A 16977-nucleotide genomic window follows, 5' to 3' on the forward strand; every position below is an offset into this window, starting at 1 on the left:
GCGCGCTGAGCGAAACTGGGTTAGGCTGCCACCCATGTGTGGAATCGTGGGTTACGCCGGCGCGCGCCCGGCACTCGGCATCGTGCTCGACGGGCTGCGGCGGCTGGAGTACCGCGGCTACGACTCGGCCGGCGTCGCCATCGTCTGCGACGACGAGCTGCTGACCGAGAAGAAGGCCGGCAAGCTGGCCAACCTGGAGAAGGTGCTGTCCGAGCGGGCCGCCGAGGACCCGGCGTCCTGCGCCGCGAGCCCGATCGGCATCGGCGACGGCACCACCGGCATCGGCCACACCCGCTGGGCCACCCACGGCGGCCCCACCGACCGCAACGCCCACCCCCACCTGGCCCCCGACGGACGGGTCGCCGTCATCCACAACGGCATCATCGAGAACTTCGCCAAGCTGCGCGCCGAGCTGGAGGCCGACGGCGTCCAGTTCACCAGCGACACCGACACCGAGTGTGCCGCGCACCTGCTCGCCGCCGCGCTCGCCGACCTGCGCGCCGCCGGCCACCCGGACGGGCCGCAGCTGCTCGCCGCCGGCATGCGCGTGGTCTGCCAGCGCCTGGAGGGCGCGTTCACCCTGCTCGCCGTCGACGCCGGCATCCCCGGCGCGGTGGTCGGCGCCCGGCGCAACTCGCCCCTGGTCGTCGGCCGGGGCGACGGCGAGAACTACCTCGCCAGTGACGTCGCCGCCTTCATCGAGCACACCCGGGACGCGATCGAGCTGGGTCAGGACCAGATCGTCCTGATCACCGGCGACACCATCGAGATCACCGACTTCGCCGGCCAGCCCGCCACCGGCAAGGACTTCCACATCGACTGGGACTCGTCGGCCGCCGAGAAGGGCGGCTACGACTGGTTCATGCTCAAGGAGATCGAGGAGCAGCCGCAGGCCATCGCGGACACGCTGCTCGGCCGGCTCACCGAGGCCGGCGAGATCATGCTCGACGAGGTCCGCCTCAGCGACCAGGACCTGCGCGACGTCGACAAGATCTTCATCGTGGCCTGCGGCACCTCCTACCACGCCGGCCTGGTCGCCAAGTACGCCATCGAGCACTGGACCCGCATCCCCTGCGAGGTGGAGCTGGCCAGCGAGTTCCGCTACCGCGACCCGGTCCTGGACCGGTCCACCCTGATCGTGGTCATCTCGCAGTCCGGCGAGACCATGGACACGCTGATGGCGCTGCGGCACGCCAAGGAGCAGAAGGCCCGCGTGCTGGCCATCTGCAACACCAACGGCTCCACCATCCCGCGCGAGTCCGACGCGGTGCTGTACACGCACGGCGGCCCGGAGATCGCGGTCGCGTCCACCAAGGCGTTCCTCACCCAGGTCGTCGCGTGTTACCTGATCGGGCTGCACCTGGCCCAGGTGCGCGGGATCAAGTTCGCCGACGAGGTCGGCGCCGTGGTCGCCCAGCTCCAGGAGATGCCCGGCAAGCTGCGCGAGCTGCTGGACCGGATCGAGCCGGTACGCGAGCTGGGCCGTGAGCTGAAGTCCGAGCCGACCGTGCTGTTCATCGGCCGGCACGTGGGCTACCCGGTGGCGCTGGAGGGCGCGCTGAAGCTCAAGGAGCTGGCGTACATGCACGCCGAGGGCTTCGCCGCCGGTGAGCTGAAGCACGGCCCGATCTCGCTGATCGACAAGGGCACGCCGGTGATCTGCATCGTGCCGTCGCCGGTCGGCCGGGGCATGCTGCACGACAAGGTCGTCTCCAACATCCAGGAGGTGCGGGCGCGCGGCGCCCGGACCATCGTGATCGCGGAGGAGGGGGACGAGGCCGTGGTCCGGTACGCCGACCACCTCATCTACGTCCCGCGTACGCCGACGCTGCTCGCGCCGCTGGTCACGACCGTGCCGTTGCAGGTGCTCGCGGCGGAGATCGCCGCCGCCCGGGGCCACGACGTCGACCAGCCCCGCAACCTGGCGAAGTCCGTCACGGTCGAGTGAGTCGACGACGGGCCCGCCCGACCGCTTCCGTCGGTCCGGCGGGCCCGTCGCAGGTCCGGGCTACGGCCGGCCGAGGACCACCCGCGCCATGCCGTCGAGCGCCGGGTTGCCGGGTTCCCAGTAGCCGGTGTGGCCGTACCGGCCGCTGGGGAAGGTACGCCCGCCGAAGCTCGGGTCGGACGGGTCGCGCCCGAACCACAGGGCCCGCTCCGGCCCGTCGAGCAGCGCGACCGCCGCGCCGATCGGCGACGTGCCCAGCAGCGGCCGCTGGAGCAGCTCGTCCGCGGGGCGCGCCAACCGGATCACGTCGTCCGCGGCGGTGCTCGCCCAGACCTGACCCGGCGGCAGGCCCAGGTCGCGGGCGTGGTCCACCCCGACGCCGGGCGAGCCCACGAAGACCACGGCGTCGGCGGCGAGGCCGTGGTCCCGCGCCGTGCTGCCCACGACCAGTGACCCGTAGCTGTGCCCGAGCACGGTCAGCCGGGCGTCCTCGCCGTCGTGGGTGGCGCGCAGCCCCTCCTGGAACCGGTGCAGCGCCGGCCCGGCGTCGCCCGCCCGCCCCGCCCACGCGGCCTCGTGGAGGAAGTCCGGGGCGTCGTAGTCGAGCCAGAGCACCGCCGCGGTCTCCTCGCCCGGGGCGAGTGCCGTGCAGCGGGACAGGACCCGGCCCGCCCGGTCCAGCTCACCGGTCACGTCGTCCAGGCCGGCCGTCATGCCCGGCACGTACGTGAGCACCTGGTCGCTGCGGTCGGGGTTGCCGAGCGACACGACGGCCCGTCCCTCCTCCTGGGTGGCCAGCGTCAGCAGGTACGCCCGCGGGCCCTCCGGCGCCGCGAGGCGGCCGGCCAACGCGTCCAGCCCGGCGAGTGCCGCGTCCACCCGGCGCAGCCCGGCCAGCCGGAGCGGCCCGGGCGGCACCCGGTCGAGCAGCCGTCGCCGCTCGGCGAGCAGGTCCTCGCGGTGCTGCCCGAGCAGGAGCCGGTTGGCCTGGTCCCGGGCGGCCACCGGCACCCCGTCGAGGCGGCCGACCCGCTGCGGCTCGTACGCCACCAGCCACCGGCGCTGCGCCGGGCTCAACCCCGCCCACCAGGCCCGCACCGCCACCGGCGTGGAATCGGCCCCGGGCCGGCCGGGCGGGGGTGGGCCGACCCAGCCGGATGCCGCCGCGCCGGCCAGCTCGGCAAGGCGACCGGCGGCGTCGCGGTCGGCGGCCCGCGCCGCGTCGAGTGCGGCGCCGATCCCGGCGGCCACCTCCGCGACCGCCCGGCCGGTGCCGGCCGTCGCCGGGCGCGACGGGTCGGCGCTGACCTGGCCGCGCCGGTCCACCCGCACGCCCGAGCGGTCGGCCAGCGTGACCGCCGTGTCGAGCCGCGCCTTGGCGGTGGCGAGCCGGCCGGCGAACTCGGCCAGCACCTGGTCGGCCTCGACCATACCGGGCCGGCCGGCGAGCAGCTCGCCGCGCAGCCCGCCGAGACGGGCGGCCGCGGCACCGGCCGCCTGACCCGACCAGGCGTCCCGCAGCGCGGCGGCCCTCCCGGTCAGCTCCCCCGCGCGGCGCTCGACCAGCGCGGAGGCGGCGCACCAGGCCGCTCCGGCCGCCCGCCACGCCCCCGGGTCGGCCGCCCACAGCTCCCGGTACCCCGGCCCGGCCGGAGCCGTCATCGGGGCGCCCCGGCCAGCCGGGCCGCCGCCCGGTCGTCCACCGCGTCGTACGCCTCGGCCGCCGAGCGGACCGCCTCCGCGGTGGCCGCCACCCGCGCGCCCAGCCCCCCGAACCAGGCGTGCACGGCCGCCTCGCACCCGGCCAGCGCCGTCCCGGCGGCCCACTCCGGCGCCGGCACCACCAGCCCGGCCGCGCCGCCCACCCCGTGCGCCAGCCGGTACGCGTCGTCGGCGAGCCCGGACGCGCTCCGGCGCAGCGCGTCCGGCCGGACACTGAACATCTCCTCGCTCATCGTCGCCCCCGTGACGTCGTCGACATGGACGGGCGGAACGTTAGGGTTCGCCGGCCCCGCCGCGCGTGCCCTGTGGACGACCGGTCGCCGCCGTACCGCCGGCTTGTCCACAGGCGTTGCCCCAGGCGGCGTCGACGGCTAATGTGCGGCGGCCCGCGCCGGTAGGGTGGGCCCGTGATCGTCGCGGTCGGCATCGACGTGGTCCTCGTGGAGCGGTTCGCCCGGGCCCTCACGCGGACGCCGCTGCTCGCCGACCGGCTCTTCACCGAGGCCGAGCGGTACACCGGCTCCGGCAACCCGCGCTCGCCCGAGTCGCTGGCCGCCCGGTTCGCCGCCAAGGAGGCGGTGGCCAAGGCGCTCGGCGCGCCGGCCGGGTTGAGCTGGCACGACTGCGAGATCGTGCCGGATCCGGACGGCCGGCCCTGGTTGACCGTCTCCGGCACCGTCGCGGCGGCGGCCGCCGAGCGGGGGGTCAACCGGTGGCACATCTCGCTGTCGCACGACGGTGGCATCGCCTCGGCGATGGTGGTCGCGGAACGCTGATCGGTGGCGTGCCGGGCACGCCTCGCACGGGACGGGAGTCGGATGAGACCGGTGTGGCGGGTGGCGGACGTACGCGCCGCGGAGGCGGGTCTGATGGCCACGCTTCCGCCGGGAACGCTGATGCAGCGCGCCGCCGCCGGACTGGCCCGCCGGTGCGCGTTGCTCCTCGCCGACCGGGGCGGGGTGTACGCCGCCCGCGTACTGCTGCTGGTCGGTTCGGGGGACAACGGCGGTGACACGCTGCTCGCCGGCGCGCACCTGGCGCGCCGCGGGGCGGCCGTGTCGGCCCTGCTGCTGACCCCCGGCCGGGCGCACGCCGACGGCCTGGCGGCGTTCCGCGCCGCGGGCGGTCGGCTGGTCGAGCGCCCACCCGCCCGGGTCGACCTGGTGCTCGACGGCATCGTCGGGATCGGCGGCAGCGGCGGCCTCCGGCAGACGGCGGACCAGCTCGCGGCGAGCCTGGTGCGGCACTGCGGGCGGGACGGTGCGCCGGCGACGGTGGTCGCGGTGGACGTGCCCAGCGGGGTTGCGGTGGACACGGGCCACGTGCCGCTCACCGCCTCCGGCCGGCCGAGCGCCGTACGCGCCGACGTGACGGTGACCTTCGGCGCGTTGAAGCCGGCCCTGGTGGTGGGTCCCGCCGCGGCACTGGCCGGTCAGGTCGAGCTGGTCGACATCGGGTTGGAGCCGTGGCTGCGCGGCAGCCCGGCACTCCGGGTGACCGAGTGGTCGGACGTGGTCGACTGGTGGCCGCGGCTCGGTGCGGCCACGGAGAAGTACAGCCGGGGCGTGGTCGGCGTGGCCACCGGCTCCGCCACCTACCCGGGTGCGGCGGTGCTCTCGGTCGCCGGAGCATCGGCCGGCCCGACCGGCATGGTCCGGTACGCGGGCGGGGCCCGCGACGAGGTGCTGCACCACCACCCGTCGGTGATCGCCACCGGGCGGGTCGCCGACGCCGGCCGGGTGCAGGCGTGGGTCTGCGGATCGGGGCTCGGCACCGGCGAGGACGCCGCCGCCGAGCTGCGCGCCGTGCTGGCGGCACCGGTTCCCGCCGTGCTCGACGCGGACGCCCTGACCCTGCTCGTGGACGGTTCGCTCGCCGAGCAGCTGCGGCGGCGGGACGCGCCGATCGTGGTCACACCGCACGACCGGGAGTTCACCCGGCTCTGCGGGGAGACGCCGGGCGCCGACCGGGTGGCGGCCACGCTGCGGCTGGCCGCCTGGATGAACGCGGTGGTGCTGCTCAAGGGCGACCGCACGGTGATCGGCACGCCGGACGGCCGGGCGTACGTGAACCCGACCGGCACGCCGGCGCTGGCCACCGGAGGCACGGGGGACGTGCTGGCCGGGCTGCTCGGCTCGTTGCTCGCCGCCGGGCTGGCGCCGGAGCGGGCCGCCGCCGCGGCCGCGTACCTGCACGGGCTGGCCGGCCGTGAGGCGGCCCGGGGCGGCCCGGTGACGGCGTCCGACGTGGCGGCCGCCCTGCGCCCGGTGCTGGCCCGCCTGCCCTGAGCGGATGCGGTGCCGGACATGCGCGACATCCGGATCGACGTGGGCGGGTCAGGCCGCGGTGATCAGCTCAGTAGGCTTGGGGGCATGTGGCAGGCCGAGGTACGCGTCGATCTTGACGCGATCCGCGAGAACGTGAGCCGGCTCCGGTCCGGCACCACCGCCGAGCTGATGGCGGTGGTCAAGGGCGACGGGTACGGCCACGGCATGGTGCCGGCCGCCCGCGCGGCGCTGGACGCCGGGGCCGACTGGCTCGGCGTCTGCACCCTCGACGAGGCCCTCACCCTGCGCCGGGCGGGGATCACCGCGCCGGTCCTGGCGTGGCTGCTCGCTCCGGGGCTGCCGCTGCACGAGGGGGTGACGGCCGGCGTCGACCTCGGTGCGGCCAGCCTGCCCCAGCTCGACGAGATGATCGAGGCGAGCCGGGTCGCCGGTCGGCCGGCCCGTCTCCACCTCAAGATCGACACCGGCCTGTCCCGGGGTGGCGCGACCGTCGCCGACTGGCCGACCCTGCTGGACGCCGCCGCGAAGGCTCAGGCCGACGGCCTGGTCGAGGTCGTCGGCGTGTGGAGCCACTTCGTGTACGCCGACTCGCCCGGCCACCCGACGACCGACCGCCAGCTCGCCGTCTTCCACGAGGGGCTGGGCATGGTGGAGAAGGCCGGACTGCGCCCGCGCTACCGGCACCTGGCCAACTCGGCGGCCACGCTGACCCGGCCCGACACCCACTTCGACCTGGTCCGCCCCGGGCTGGCCGTCTACGGGCTCTCCCCGGTGACCGGCGAGGGCTTCGGGCTGCGCCCGGCGATGACCGCCCGCGCCCGGATCATGCTCACCAAACGGGTCCCGGCGGGCGCGGGCGTCTCGTACGGCCACACCTACACGACCGAGCGGGAGAGCACCCTGGCGGTGGTGCCGCTCGGGTACGCCGACGGGGTGCCCCGGCACGCCTCCAACAGTGGCCCCGTCCAGCTCGGTGGCGTCCGGCGGACCATCTCCGGCCGGGTCTGCATGGACCAGTTCGTGCTCGACTGCGGCGACGACCCGGTCGCGGCCGGGGACGTGGCCACGCTGTTCGGCAGCGGCGCCGACGGTGCACCCACCGCCGACGACTGGGCGGAGGCGGTCGGCACGATCAACTACGAGATCGTCACCCGCTTCGGCAGCAGCCGGGTGCCCCGCGTCTACGACGGCGAGCGCCCGTGACGTCGTCCCGCCCCCGGATCCCCCTGCCCCGGTCCGGTCCCGCCCGGGCCGCCGTCGGCGCGCTGGCCGCCGTCGGGGTCGCCGCCGCCGGCCTGGCCGCGGGCGTCGCGACCGAGCGCGCCCTCGTCCGCCGGTTCAAGGCCGACCCCGCCGACCCGTACGCCGGCGAGGTCTTCGGCGAGCAGCGGTACGACGAGGCGCTGTGCGTGGAGATGCCGGACGGCACCGACATCCACGTCGAGGTGGTCGAGCCGACCCGGCCGGTGCCCGGCAACCCGACCGTGGTGCTGGTGCACGGGTTCTGCCTCGACATGGGCACCTTCCACTTCCAGCGCAAGATGCTCGCCGAGCGGGGCGAGCACCGCGTGGTCGCGTACGACCAGCCCGGCCACGGCCGGTCGGGGCGACTGGAGACCGGCGAGTACGACCTGGCCGCGCTGGGCCGGACGCTGCGCGCGGTGATCGACCGCACCGCTCCGGAGGGCCCGCTGGTGCTGGTCGGCCACTCGATGGGCGGCATGACGATCATGGCGTTCGCCGAGCTCTTCCCGGAGCTTTTCGGCGACCGGGTGGTCGGCACCGTGCTGATGGCGACCTCGGGCGGCCTGCTGGCGGAGACCAAGCTGGTCGCCTCGGCCCTGCTCGGCCGCGTGGGCGCACCGGTGCTCTACATGATGAGCAACGCCACCCGCTACGGCGGCACGGTCATCGACCGGGCGCGGAAGTCCACCACCAACGTCGCCTGGCTGCTCACCCGCAAGTACGGCTTCGGGACCCGCCGGCCGAGCGCGGCGCTGGTGTCGTACGTGGAGGAGATGAACTCCCGGACGTCCGCCGACACGGTCACCCGCTACCTGCGGACGCTCGCCACCCACTCGCGCTTTCCGGCGCTCGCCGCGCTCAGCGGCACGCCGGTGCTGGTGATCGTCGGGGACAAGGACATGATCACCCCGGTCACGCACTCGGAGGAGATCGTCCGGCGACTGCCGCACGCCGAGTTCGTCAAGATCCCCGACAGCGGGCACGTGGTGATGCTGGAGCACGCCGACGAGGTCAACTCCGCGCTGACCCGCTTCCTGGCGGGGCCGTGAGCGCGCGGGGTGCGGCGCGGCGGAACCGCGCGGTCGCGGACCGGGAGGCACCGTGAGGGTAACGCTGCCGACGGTGCAGGACACGCACGCGTTCGGCCGCCGGCTGGCCGGCCTGCTCCGCGCGGGTGACCTGCTGCTGCTGACCGGTCCGCTCGGCGCCGGCAAGACGGCGCTCACCCAGGGCATCGGCGCCGGGCTCGGGGTACGGGGGGACGTCACCTCGCCGACCTTCGTGATCGCCCGGGTGCACCGCCCCGACCCGGTCCTGGGCGGGCGGGTGGCGCTCGTGCACGCGGACGCGTACCGCCTGGGGGACGCGGCCGACCCGCGCGCCGAGATCGACGACCTGGACCTGGACGCCTCGGTGGACGAGTCGGTGACCGTGGTCGAGTGGGGGGAGGGCCTGGTCGAGCAGCTCGTCGACGCCCACCTGCGGGTCCGGATCGACCGCCGGGACGACGACACCCGGGTGGTGGACCTGGAGCCGGTCGGCGGCGACTGGGCGTCCCGGCTGGCCGTACTGGCCTGAGCGGCCGCCGGGCACGGTGGCCCGCTGGCCGCTGAAGCCCGCGGCGGAGGCTGTCGCACCGGCGGCCTAGAGTGCCCGGGACCGACCTGACCGGAAAGGCCGCCGATGCCCGACGACGTTCCCACCCTGGACCTGCCGGCGTTGCTGCCGGAGGCGTGGCGCACGGTGCTCACCCCGCACCTCGACCCGGCCCGCACCGCGGCGCTCGCCGGGTTCGTCGCCCGGGAGTACGCCACGCAGACTGTCTTCCCGCCCGTCGAGGACCTGTTCTCGGCCTACCGGCTGTGCGCCCCGGCGGACTGCCGGGTGCTGATCCTCGGGCAGGACCCGTACCACCGGGTCGGGCAGGCGCACGGGCTGAGCTTCAGCGTCCGGGACGGGGTGGCCGTGCCGCCGTCGCTGCGCAACGTCTTCAAGGAGTTGGGTGACGACCTGGGTGTGCCGAAGCCGGCCGGCGGCAACCTCAGCGGCTGGGCCGCGCAGGGGGTGCTGCTGCTCAACGCGGTGTTGACGGTCCGCCAGGCCACCCCCGGCTCGCACGCGAACTCCGGTTGGGAGGAGTTCACCGACGCCACCATCCGCGCCCTCGACGCGCTGGAGACGCGGGTGGTGTTCCTGCTCTGGGGCGGGTACGCGCGCAAGAAGGCGGCCCTGGTGACCAACCCGCGGCACGTGGTGCTGGAGGCCGGCCACCCCAGCCCGATGAATCCGCGCGGGTTCCTCGGCAGCCGCCCGTTCAGCGCCGCCAACAAGGCGCTCGCCGACGTCGGCCTGCCGACGATCGACTGGGAGCGCACGGCCGGCTGAGCCTCCGGCCGGTCAGCCAGCGGCCCGGCTGCGCCAACGCTGCAGAAGCGACGCTGTCCGGGGGTCGGTCAGCTCCAGCACCCCTACCGGCACCACCCGGTAGCCGCGATCGCGGTGCTTCACCTCGATGGCCTCCGGCAGCTCGTCGCACATCTGCGCGCGGATCTCCCCGTACCGGGTGCGCCAGCGGTGTTCGCCCGGCTCCTCCGGCTCGAGGCGCAGCCCGCCGTAGTCGCCCCACCGCTCGTTCCACCGCTGTCCGTAGACGGCTTCGAGCCAGGCGGTGAACCGGGCTGAGTCCCGCCAACGGACGGCGAGGTCGATGCCGTCCACGGGCACCGGCACGCCTTGGATCAGTGCCGCGGTGCAGCCGGTCAGGAGGTGCGGCAGGTCGCCGAGCCGCTCCAGGACCCGGTCCAGCGGAAGGTCGTCGAGCCGGTCCGCCAGCGGTCGCGCGGCGAGCTCGTCGAGCTGGGCGTCCAGGTGGGCGTCGAGCTGCTCCACCGTGACGCGGAGCTGGAGATCGAGGGTGGCGAAGGCCCGCTCGACCAGCGGGATGCTGGGCACGCGGTCACCGCGCTCGATTCGGGCCAGAGCGCTCTGGCTGATGCCGGCGAGGTCGGCGAGGGCCTGCTGGGTGAGGAACCGCGACGTCCGCTCGCGGCGGAGCGTCGCGGCGATCTGCTGGGCGAGGGAACTCTTCGTCACCGCCAGAGGATGACAACTAGGTGGAAAGCGATATGACTGTCGGTCATTAATATGACTGAGCGGCATATCGCTCAGCACCAGGTCTTCCCAGCCCGACATGCCGTGGTCCGGCACCAGAAGGCGCACGCACCCGCTCCTGGCCGGACGGCATCGGGACACCGAGCAGCCGATCCGGCGGGCGCGCATCGGTCCCCAACGGAGGGGAAGCCTGGCGGAGGGACGGGCAGGGCAGAGGAAAGTCTGGCGGGGTGCTGGCTGGGTGGGGGGCTGGCGGGGTGCCGGCTCGGCGGAGCGGCACGGGCGGGGCGCTGTGGGCAGCGGGATCTGCGGTGATCCGGGGCGTCACTCGGGGTGAGCGTCGGGGCGGCTAGGCTGGTTCACCGTGCTCGTACTGGTGGTGGACAGCTCGACGCCCGCGGTGACCGCCGCGCTGGTGGAGGTCTCGGCGGCCGGCGTCGAGACCCGGGCGCACCGCCGCACCGTCGACGCCCGCGCGCACGGGGAGCTGCTCGCCCCGCAGGTGGACGCGGTCCTCGCCGACGCCGGCGCGCGCCCCGCCGACCTCACCGCGATCGTCGCGGGTCTCGGCCCCGGCCCGTTCACCGGGCTGCGGGTGGGGCTGGTCACCGCCGCCACGATGGGGCAGGTGCTCGGCGTTCCCACGTACGGTGTCTGCTCGCTGGACGGGATCGGCCACCCGGCGGCCGCCGGCGAACCGGTCCTCGCCGCCAGCGACGCGCGGCGCCGGGAGATCTACTGGGCGGTCTACGACGGTGCGGGCCAGCGGATCGCCGGCCCCGAGGTGTCCGCTCCGGCGGTGGCCGCCGAGCGCGCCCGGGGCCTGGCCGTCACCCTCGCCGTGGGCGACGGCGCGCACCGGTACGCGGAGACGCTGGCCCTGCCGGTCGCGGCCGAGCCCCGCTACCCGGAGGCCGCCGTGCTGGCCCTGCTCGCGGCCGAGCGGATCCGGGCCGGCGCGCCCGGGGAACCGCTGACCCCCCTTTACCTGCGGCGGCCGGACGCGGTCGCGGCGACCGCGCGCAAGCCGGTCCTACCGTGACCGCGAGGAGCGTGCCCGGGTTGCGAGCCGAGGTGACCCCGTGAGCAGCGTGCGGCTGGAGCGGTTCCGGTGGTGGCACATCGAAGAGGTCCTGCCGATCGAGGCGGACCTCTTCGGTGCCGAGCAGTGGTCCCCGGCGATGTTCTGGAACGAGCTGGCCAACGGGCATTACTACCTGGTCGCGACCGACGACGGCGGCGCCGTGCTGGGCTACGCCGGGCTCGCGACCGCCTCGCCGGACGAGGCCTGGGTGCAGAACATCGCCGTCCGGCGGGAGGCGCAGCGCCGGGGCGTCGGGCGGCTGCTGCTGGAGGCGCTGCTGGCCGAGGCGGCACGGCGGCGCGTCCGTAGCACGCTGCTGGAGGTCGCCGCGGACAACGCCCCCGCCCAGAAGCTCTACGCGATGTACGGCTTCGAGGTGATCGGCGTACGGCGTGGCTACTACCAGCCGAGCAACACCGACGCGCTGGTCATGCAGCGGCACGAGGAGCGGAGCGATGGCTGACGAACCCCTGGTCCTCGGGATCGAGACCTCCTGCGACGAGACCGGGGTCGGCATCGTCCGCGGGCACACCCTGCTCGCCGACGCGCTCGCCAGCAGTGTCGAGCAGCACGCCCGGTTCGGCGGCGTGGTCCCCGAGGTGGCCAGCCGGGCGCACCTGGAGGCGATCGTGCCCACGATGGACCGGGCGCTGGCCGAGGCGGGGGTGACGCTCGCCGACGTCGACGCCATCGCGGTCACCGCCGGGCCCGGGCTGGCCGGCGCGCTGCTGGTCGGCGTCGCCGCCGCCAAGGGGTACGCGGTCGCCGCCGAGAAGCCGGTGTACGGCGTCAACCACCTCGCCGCGCACGTCGCCGTGGACACCCTGGAGCACGGGCCGCTGCCCGAGCCGGCGGTCGCCCTGCTGGTGTCCGGCGGGCACTCGTCCCTGCTGCTGGTCGACGACCTCGCGCGTGGGGTGACCCCGCTCGGCGCGACGATCGACGACGCGGCCGGCGAGGCGTTCGACAAGGTGGCCCGGCTGCTCGGCCTGCCCTTCCCCGGCGGCCCGTACATCGACCGGGAGGCCGGGGCGGGTGACCCGGGCGCCATCGGCTTCCCGCGCGGGCTGACCGCCGCGAAGGACCTGGTGGCGCACCGGTACGACTTCTCGTTCTCCGGGCTGAAGACCGCGGTGGCCCGCTGGGTCGAGGCGCGGCAGCGGGCCGGCGAGCCGGTCCCGGTGGCCGACGTGGCCGCGTCCTTCCAGGAGGCGGTCTGCGACGTGCTGGTGGGGAAGGCGCTCGATGCCTGCCGGGCCAACGGGGTGGAGACCCTGGTGATCGGTGGGGGAGTCGCGGCCAACTCGCGGCTGCGGGCGATGGCCGGGGAGCGCGCGGCGAAACAGGGCGTCCGGGTGCGGATGCCGCGGCCGAAGCTGTGCACCGACAACGGCGCGATGGTCGCCGCGCTCGGCTCGCACCTGGTCGCCTCCGGTGTCGCGCCGAGCCGGCTGGACCTTCCGGCGGATTCGGCGATGCCGCTGACCACGGTCAGCGTGTGAGGGGAGGAGCCGACGTGATCGTCCGGATGTGGGAGGTGCGGGCCGAGCCGTACGGGGTGGCCGACCTCATCACGTGGGTGTGCGACACCGCCCTGCCCGACTTCGACCACGACCCGCTGCACCTGTCCAGCGAGGTGTTCTCGTCCACCGACCACCGGGTGGTGGTGATCTCCAAGTGGCGCGGCAACCCCCGGCCGCTGCCCGACCCGCCGGTGACGCTGGTCGCCCGCCCGCCGCACTCCTGGGACTTCACCCAGGTCGACCGCTGACGCCGCCCGGCGGCGTGCCGGCGACCCGTCTGAGCCGCTCGCCGGGCCGTACCGCCACCGCCACGGTCAGCGGACGGGCACCGTCGCGGTGACGGTGGACTGGTCGATGTCGGAGACCCGGGCGGTGATCCGGAGAGTCCACTCGCCGGGGACCGGGAAGCGGAGTGCGGCGCTGGCGTGGTGCGGCTCCGGTGTGTCGACCGGGACGGCGATCGGCTCGACACCGGCGGCCGGGAGCGCGGCGGTGACCCTCCACTCGACGACCGGCAGCGGCTTCGCGGCGGGGGTGTAGACGTAGGCGTGCAGGCTGTTCAGCGCGCCGGCCTGGGCGGGGTACACGTCGAACTGCACGGTGAGCAGGTCGGTGCTGACGGACCGCGCGACGCCCTCCCGGGTCGCCCCGGCCGCCTCCGTCCCGGCGGTGCGCCCCGGCGGGGTCTGCACGAGCACCGCGGTGAGGGCGAGCACGACCGCGGTCGCCGCGAGTTCGACACCGGCCGCGCGGGCGACCCAGCGGGGGCGGCCGGCGGCGACCCGCCGCCGGACGAGGTGCCGCTGCCAGGCGGCCACGGCGAGGACGGCGGCCAGCAGGGCGGCCTTCGCGCAGAGCAGCCGGCCGTACGCGCTGCCCAGCAGCGCCGACGGCCGGCCGAGTTCGATCGCCGCCTGACCGACGCCGGTGATGACCAGCCAGCACACCGCCACGGTGGCGCACCTCGACCAGGCCGGCAGGATCCGGGCGAGGACCCGGGGGTGGGTCCGGCGCAGCAGGAACGCCGTGAGGGTGAGCAGCCCGCCCAACCAGACGGTCACCGCGGCGAGGTGGATGGTGACCAGGGCGATGCTCACCGGTGGCAGCGGAGCGGCGACGGGGTGCCCGGCGAGCGGCCAGGTCGCCGCCGCGGCCAGCCCCACCACCGCCAGCAGCGCGGTGCGTGGACGGCCGGCGGTGCCCCCGACGACGGCGGGCAGCAGCGTGGCGCCGACCCCGAGCAGTGCCAGCCGGACGGCGTACACCACCGCCACCGCGCCGGTGCCGACCGCCTGGAGGTCCGCGAGGGACAACTCGCCGACCGGCACGCCGACCGCCTCGGCGGCCTGCCCGACCCAGGTGGCGGCCGCGGCGACGGCGACCAGCCCGAGCCCCGTCCACGCCACGACGAGGGCACCGCGCCGGGAGCGCCGGCGGGGCCACATCGTGGCCGCCAGCAGGGTCGGGCCGACCGCCGCGACCAGGCCCAGGTATCCGAGGTACTTGGCCGCCGGCACCAGCAGGCCGCCGGGCGACGCGTCCTCCGGCCCCGGCTGCGGCGGGGTGCTGGAGGGTGCCCCGGCGGAGTAGGTGAAGCTGCCGGCGACCGGGTGGCTGTCCGCCGAGATGACCCGGTAGCTGACCAGGTAGGTGCCGAGCGGCCGGTCCGGGACCCGGACGCGGACGCGGAGCGTCGCCCCGCGTACCTCCGGTTCGCCGACGCTGATCCGCCGGCCGTCCGGGGCGAGCACCTGGATCCGGCCGGGGACCGGCGCCACCGGCTCGCTGAAGGTGACCACCACCTCCCGGGGCGCGTAGCCGACGACCTCGTCGCGCTGCGGGGTCGTGGCGACCACGACGGCGTGCGCGGCCGCCGGACTCGCCGGGAGCACGGTGAGGCACAGGCAGGCCAGGACGAGCCCGAGGAGAATCCCCGCCCGGATGCGTCCGGGCGGGGATTCCCTGGTGCGTGTCATCCGCATGGGCGGTAGGGGCGCGGCGGGTGTCAGGTGCGGCGGAGCATCCGCCAGGTGGCGACGCCGCCGGTGCCGAGGGCGGCGAGGAAGACCAGCCAGACCAGCGCGCTGCTGACCCCGAACTGGGGTGCCGTGTTGGCCGACGCCGCCGCGAGCAGACCGTCCTCACCCGGCGCGGGCAGCGCGGCCGGCGGCAGCTCCGCCCAGCGGACCAGCCCGGTGCTCTCCAGCATCTGCATGTGGTTGTTGACGAACGTGTTCGCCGCCTCGGCCAGTTCCCGGATGATCGGGTCGCGGGTGGTGGCCCGCACCGCGCCGATCACCGGAAAGATGTTGCCGTGGGCCACCCGCAGCCGGGTGACGAAGATCTGGTCGAACTGCGTCCCACGCGCGTTCTTCATCTCCGTCAGCCACCCCTTCTGCTCCGGGGTCGGGTCGGTCGGGATGATCGCGCCGAGCTTGTTCGCGGCCTCCACGGTCAGCCGGTCCAGCTCCTCGTGCTGCTTGGCGATCTCCGCGCCGATCTCCCGCACCCGCGGCGACCGTCCCTTCTCGGCGGCCATCTGGCCGGCGGGCATCTCCCACAGCCCGGCCAGCCGGACACCGGCCAGCAGTGCGGCGTCGGCGGCGTTGAGCTGCTGGCCGGCCGGGGCGGCGAGGGCCGCGCCGGGCAGCACCCCGAGCCCGGCGGCGAACGCGATGAGCAGGACCGCCAAACGACGGGTCCGGTGGCCCTGGCGACGGGCGGATCTGCGCGGTGCCATGTCTGCGGTGCCTCCTGGGTTCCGGGCCGGTACGTCTCGGCCGGGCAGCCGCACCTCGCCGGCCGCCCGTCCGTCCTCAGGTACGGATTGAGCGCCGGATCAGTTCAGTGGGGATTCGCGAATCAGCCGACGTCGAGCGGGTCGGCGAGGAGGCGTTCGAAGGCCAGCTCGGCGGCGCCGATCAGCGGGGCGTCCTCACCGAGCTTCGGGGTTCGCAGCCGGACGTGCTCCAGGCAGGCCGGCAGCGCGATCGAGTTGAGACGGCTGCGCACCTGGGCCGCAGCGGCCAGGTAGAGGTCCCGCATGGTGCCGCCGAAGATGACCATCTCCGGGTTGAAGATGTTGACGAGGTTGGCGACGCCGAAGCCGAGCCAGTCGCCGGCCTGCCGTACCGCCGTCTGGGCGCGGGCGTCCCCCCGGTCGGCGGCGTCGAAGACGGCCAGCAACGCCTCGCGGCCGCGCGCGTCCGAGCGGCCGGCCGCGCGGAGCAGGCCGTGCTCGCCGATCTCGGTCTCCCAGCAGCCGCGGGACCCGCACTCGCAGCGGGCGCCGTCGCGTACCACGACCATGTGCCCGACCTCGCCGCTGTAGCCCCCGTGCCCGGTCAGCCGCCGTCCGCCGGCGATGATGCCGGCGCCGACGCCGACGTCGCCGTACAGGTAGATGACGTTGTCGCAGCCGGCCGCCGCGCCCCGGGCGTGCTCCGCGAAGGCCGCCACGTCGGCCACGTTGCCCACGCTGACCGGCAGGTCCGGGCCCAGCTCCGCGCCGATCGCCGCGCCGATCGGCTCGTCCACCCAGCCCGTCGTCGGGCCGAGCCGGACCAGGCCGTCGTCGCGGCGGACCATCCCACAGACGGCGACGCCCGCGCCGACGCAGATCGCGTCCGCGGACACGGTCTGCTGCATCTCCTTGCCCGCCCCGGCCAGCAGCGGGGCGGCCTCCGCGGCGGTGAGGCCGGGGGGCCGCTCCAGCTCCCGGCGGTCGAGCACCTCCCCGCCCAGACCGACCCGGGCGGCCCGCAGCCGGTCCACCTCGATGGAGTACGCGTACGCGTGCACCCGGGCCGACTCGGGCCGGACGACCAGCGACGGTCGTCCGGCCCGGCCGGTTTCCTTCGGCGCCCCCTCGCTCACCAGTCCGGCCGCGGCGAGGTCGGTGGTGAGTGCGCCGATGGTGCTGCGGTTCAACCCGAGCGCGGTGGTGAGTTCCGCCCGTGACGTCGCCCCGTGCAGGTGGACGTGGCGCAGCAGCGCCCCGAGGTTCTGCCGGCGGATCTCGTCCTGGCTCGGTCCTACGCGCATCGCGGTGTGCTA

The 16977-nt window shown here is 75.5% G+C and carries 17 protein-coding genes; 11 read left to right on the forward strand and 6 right to left on the reverse strand.

All coding sequences use genetic code 11. The annotated features are described in order from the left end of the window. The first annotated feature begins 34 nt into the window (after window positions 1–34). Window positions 35–1948, forward strand: coding sequence for a glutamine--fructose-6-phosphate transaminase (isomerizing) (gene glmS / locus GKC29_RS08390; RefSeq protein WP_155330278.1), 1914 nt, complete (start codon window positions 35–37; stop codon window positions 1946–1948). 60 nt (window positions 1949–2008) lie between these two features. Here the strand turns inward: glmS and GKC29_RS08395 are convergent, their stop codons facing one another. Both GKC29_RS08395 and GKC29_RS08400 read right to left on the reverse strand, forming a co-directional pair. Continuing rightward, window positions 2009–3610 carry an alpha/beta hydrolase gene (locus GKC29_RS08395; RefSeq protein WP_155330279.1) on the reverse strand — a complete coding sequence of 534 codons (1602 nt, stop codon included), beginning with the start codon at window positions 3608–3610 and terminating at the stop codon, window positions 2009–2011. Next, window positions 3607–3903, reverse strand: a complete 297-nt coding sequence (locus GKC29_RS08400) for a type VII secretion target (RefSeq protein ID WP_155330280.1) — start codon at window positions 3901–3903, stop codon at window positions 3607–3609. The genes GKC29_RS08395 and GKC29_RS08400 overlap by 4 nt, the downstream gene beginning before the upstream one ends. A 174-nt stretch (window positions 3904–4077) precedes the next feature. On the opposite strand from GKC29_RS08400, the gene GKC29_RS08405 reads away from it, so the two are divergent. The 6 genes from GKC29_RS08405 to ung all read left to right on the forward strand — a co-directional run bounded on the left by GKC29_RS08405 (window position 4078) and on the right by ung (window position 9588). Next, window positions 4078–4446 (forward strand): holo-ACP synthase, encoded by a 369-nt coding sequence (locus tag GKC29_RS08405; protein WP_155330281.1) that lies wholly within the window; start codon window positions 4078–4080, stop codon window positions 4444–4446. Window positions 4447–4488: 42 nt separating this feature from the next. Then, the gene (locus tag GKC29_RS08410) at window positions 4489–5958 is read left to right on the forward strand and encodes an NAD(P)H-hydrate dehydratase (protein ID WP_155330282.1); all 1470 of its coding nucleotides are present in this window, start codon (window positions 4489–4491) and stop codon (window positions 5956–5958) included. An 84-nt stretch (window positions 5959–6042) separates the two neighbouring features. Further along, a complete protein-coding gene (gene alr / locus GKC29_RS08415; protein WP_155330283.1) occupies window positions 6043–7161 on the forward strand; it encodes an alanine racemase in 1119 nt (372 codons plus the stop codon). Then, a complete protein-coding gene (locus GKC29_RS08420) occupies window positions 7158–8252 on the forward strand; it encodes an alpha/beta fold hydrolase (RefSeq protein WP_155330284.1) in 1095 nt (364 codons plus the stop codon). The genes alr and GKC29_RS08420 overlap by 4 nt, the downstream gene beginning before the upstream one ends. Window positions 8253–8304: 52 nt before the next feature. After that, window positions 8305–8781 carry a tRNA (adenosine(37)-N6)-threonylcarbamoyltransferase complex ATPase subunit type 1 TsaE gene (gene tsaE, locus GKC29_RS08425; protein ID WP_155330285.1) on the forward strand — a complete coding sequence of 159 codons (477 nt, stop codon included), beginning with the start codon at window positions 8305–8307 and terminating at the stop codon, window positions 8779–8781. A 105-nt stretch (window positions 8782–8886) separates the two neighbouring features. Continuing rightward, window positions 8887–9588 carry a uracil-DNA glycosylase gene (gene ung, locus GKC29_RS08430; protein WP_155330286.1) on the forward strand — a complete coding sequence of 234 codons (702 nt, stop codon included), beginning with the start codon at window positions 8887–8889 and terminating at the stop codon, window positions 9586–9588. Between the two features lie 12 nt (window positions 9589–9600). On the opposite strand, the gene GKC29_RS08435 is transcribed toward ung, so the two are convergent. After that, window positions 9601–10296: a helix-turn-helix domain-containing protein gene (locus tag GKC29_RS08435; RefSeq protein ID WP_155330287.1), complete on the reverse strand. Its 696-nt coding sequence runs from the start codon at window positions 10294–10296 to the stop codon at window positions 9601–9603. A gap of 382 nt (window positions 10297–10678) precedes the next feature. Here GKC29_RS08435 and tsaB point away from each other — a divergent pair, with 382 nt between their 5' ends. Genes tsaB through GKC29_RS08455 form a run of 4 tightly spaced genes read left to right on the forward strand, consistent with a single transcriptional unit; the run spans window position 10679 to window position 13169 of the window. Next, window positions 10679–11356 (forward strand): tRNA (adenosine(37)-N6)-threonylcarbamoyltransferase complex dimerization subunit type 1 TsaB, encoded by a 678-nt coding sequence (tsaB, locus tag GKC29_RS08440; RefSeq protein ID WP_155330288.1) that lies wholly within the window; start codon window positions 10679–10681, stop codon window positions 11354–11356. Window positions 11357–11396: 40 nt separating this feature from the next. Beyond that, window positions 11397–11861, forward strand: coding sequence for a ribosomal protein S18-alanine N-acetyltransferase (gene rimI / locus GKC29_RS08445; RefSeq protein ID WP_196255838.1), 465 nt, complete (start codon window positions 11397–11399; stop codon window positions 11859–11861). Then, window positions 11854–12900, forward strand: a complete 1047-nt coding sequence (gene tsaD / locus GKC29_RS08450) for a tRNA (adenosine(37)-N6)-threonylcarbamoyltransferase complex transferase subunit TsaD (RefSeq protein WP_155330289.1) — start codon at window positions 11854–11856, stop codon at window positions 12898–12900. The genes rimI and tsaD overlap by 8 nt, the downstream gene beginning before the upstream one ends. Before the next feature lie 14 nt (window positions 12901–12914). After that, entirely contained in the window at window positions 12915–13169 is a 255-nt protein-coding gene (locus GKC29_RS08455) for a hypothetical protein (RefSeq protein ID WP_155330290.1), read from the forward strand. A gap of 66 nt (window positions 13170–13235) precedes the next feature. Here the strand turns inward: GKC29_RS08455 and GKC29_RS08460 are convergent, their stop codons facing one another. From GKC29_RS08460 to GKC29_RS08470, 3 genes are all read right to left on the reverse strand, one after another. Beyond that, complete coding sequence (locus GKC29_RS08460) at window positions 13236–14897, reverse strand: copper resistance CopC/CopD family protein (protein WP_155330291.1); 1662 nt, start codon at window positions 14895–14897, stop codon at window positions 13236–13238. Between the two features lie 29 nt (window positions 14898–14926). Continuing rightward, the gene (locus GKC29_RS08465) at window positions 14927–15661 is read right to left on the reverse strand and encodes a DUF4142 domain-containing protein (RefSeq protein ID WP_155330292.1); all 735 of its coding nucleotides are present in this window, start codon (window positions 15659–15661) and stop codon (window positions 14927–14929) included. Between the two features lie 122 nt (window positions 15662–15783). After that, window positions 15784–16965, reverse strand: a complete 1182-nt coding sequence (locus tag GKC29_RS08470) for an ROK family protein (protein WP_155330293.1) — start codon at window positions 16963–16965, stop codon at window positions 15784–15786. Between the last annotated feature and the right edge of the window lie 12 nt (window positions 16966–16977).

It is taken from the genome of Micromonospora sp. WMMC415 (assembly GCF_009707425.1).
Lineage (GTDB): Bacteria > Actinomycetota > Actinomycetes > Mycobacteriales > Micromonosporaceae > Micromonospora.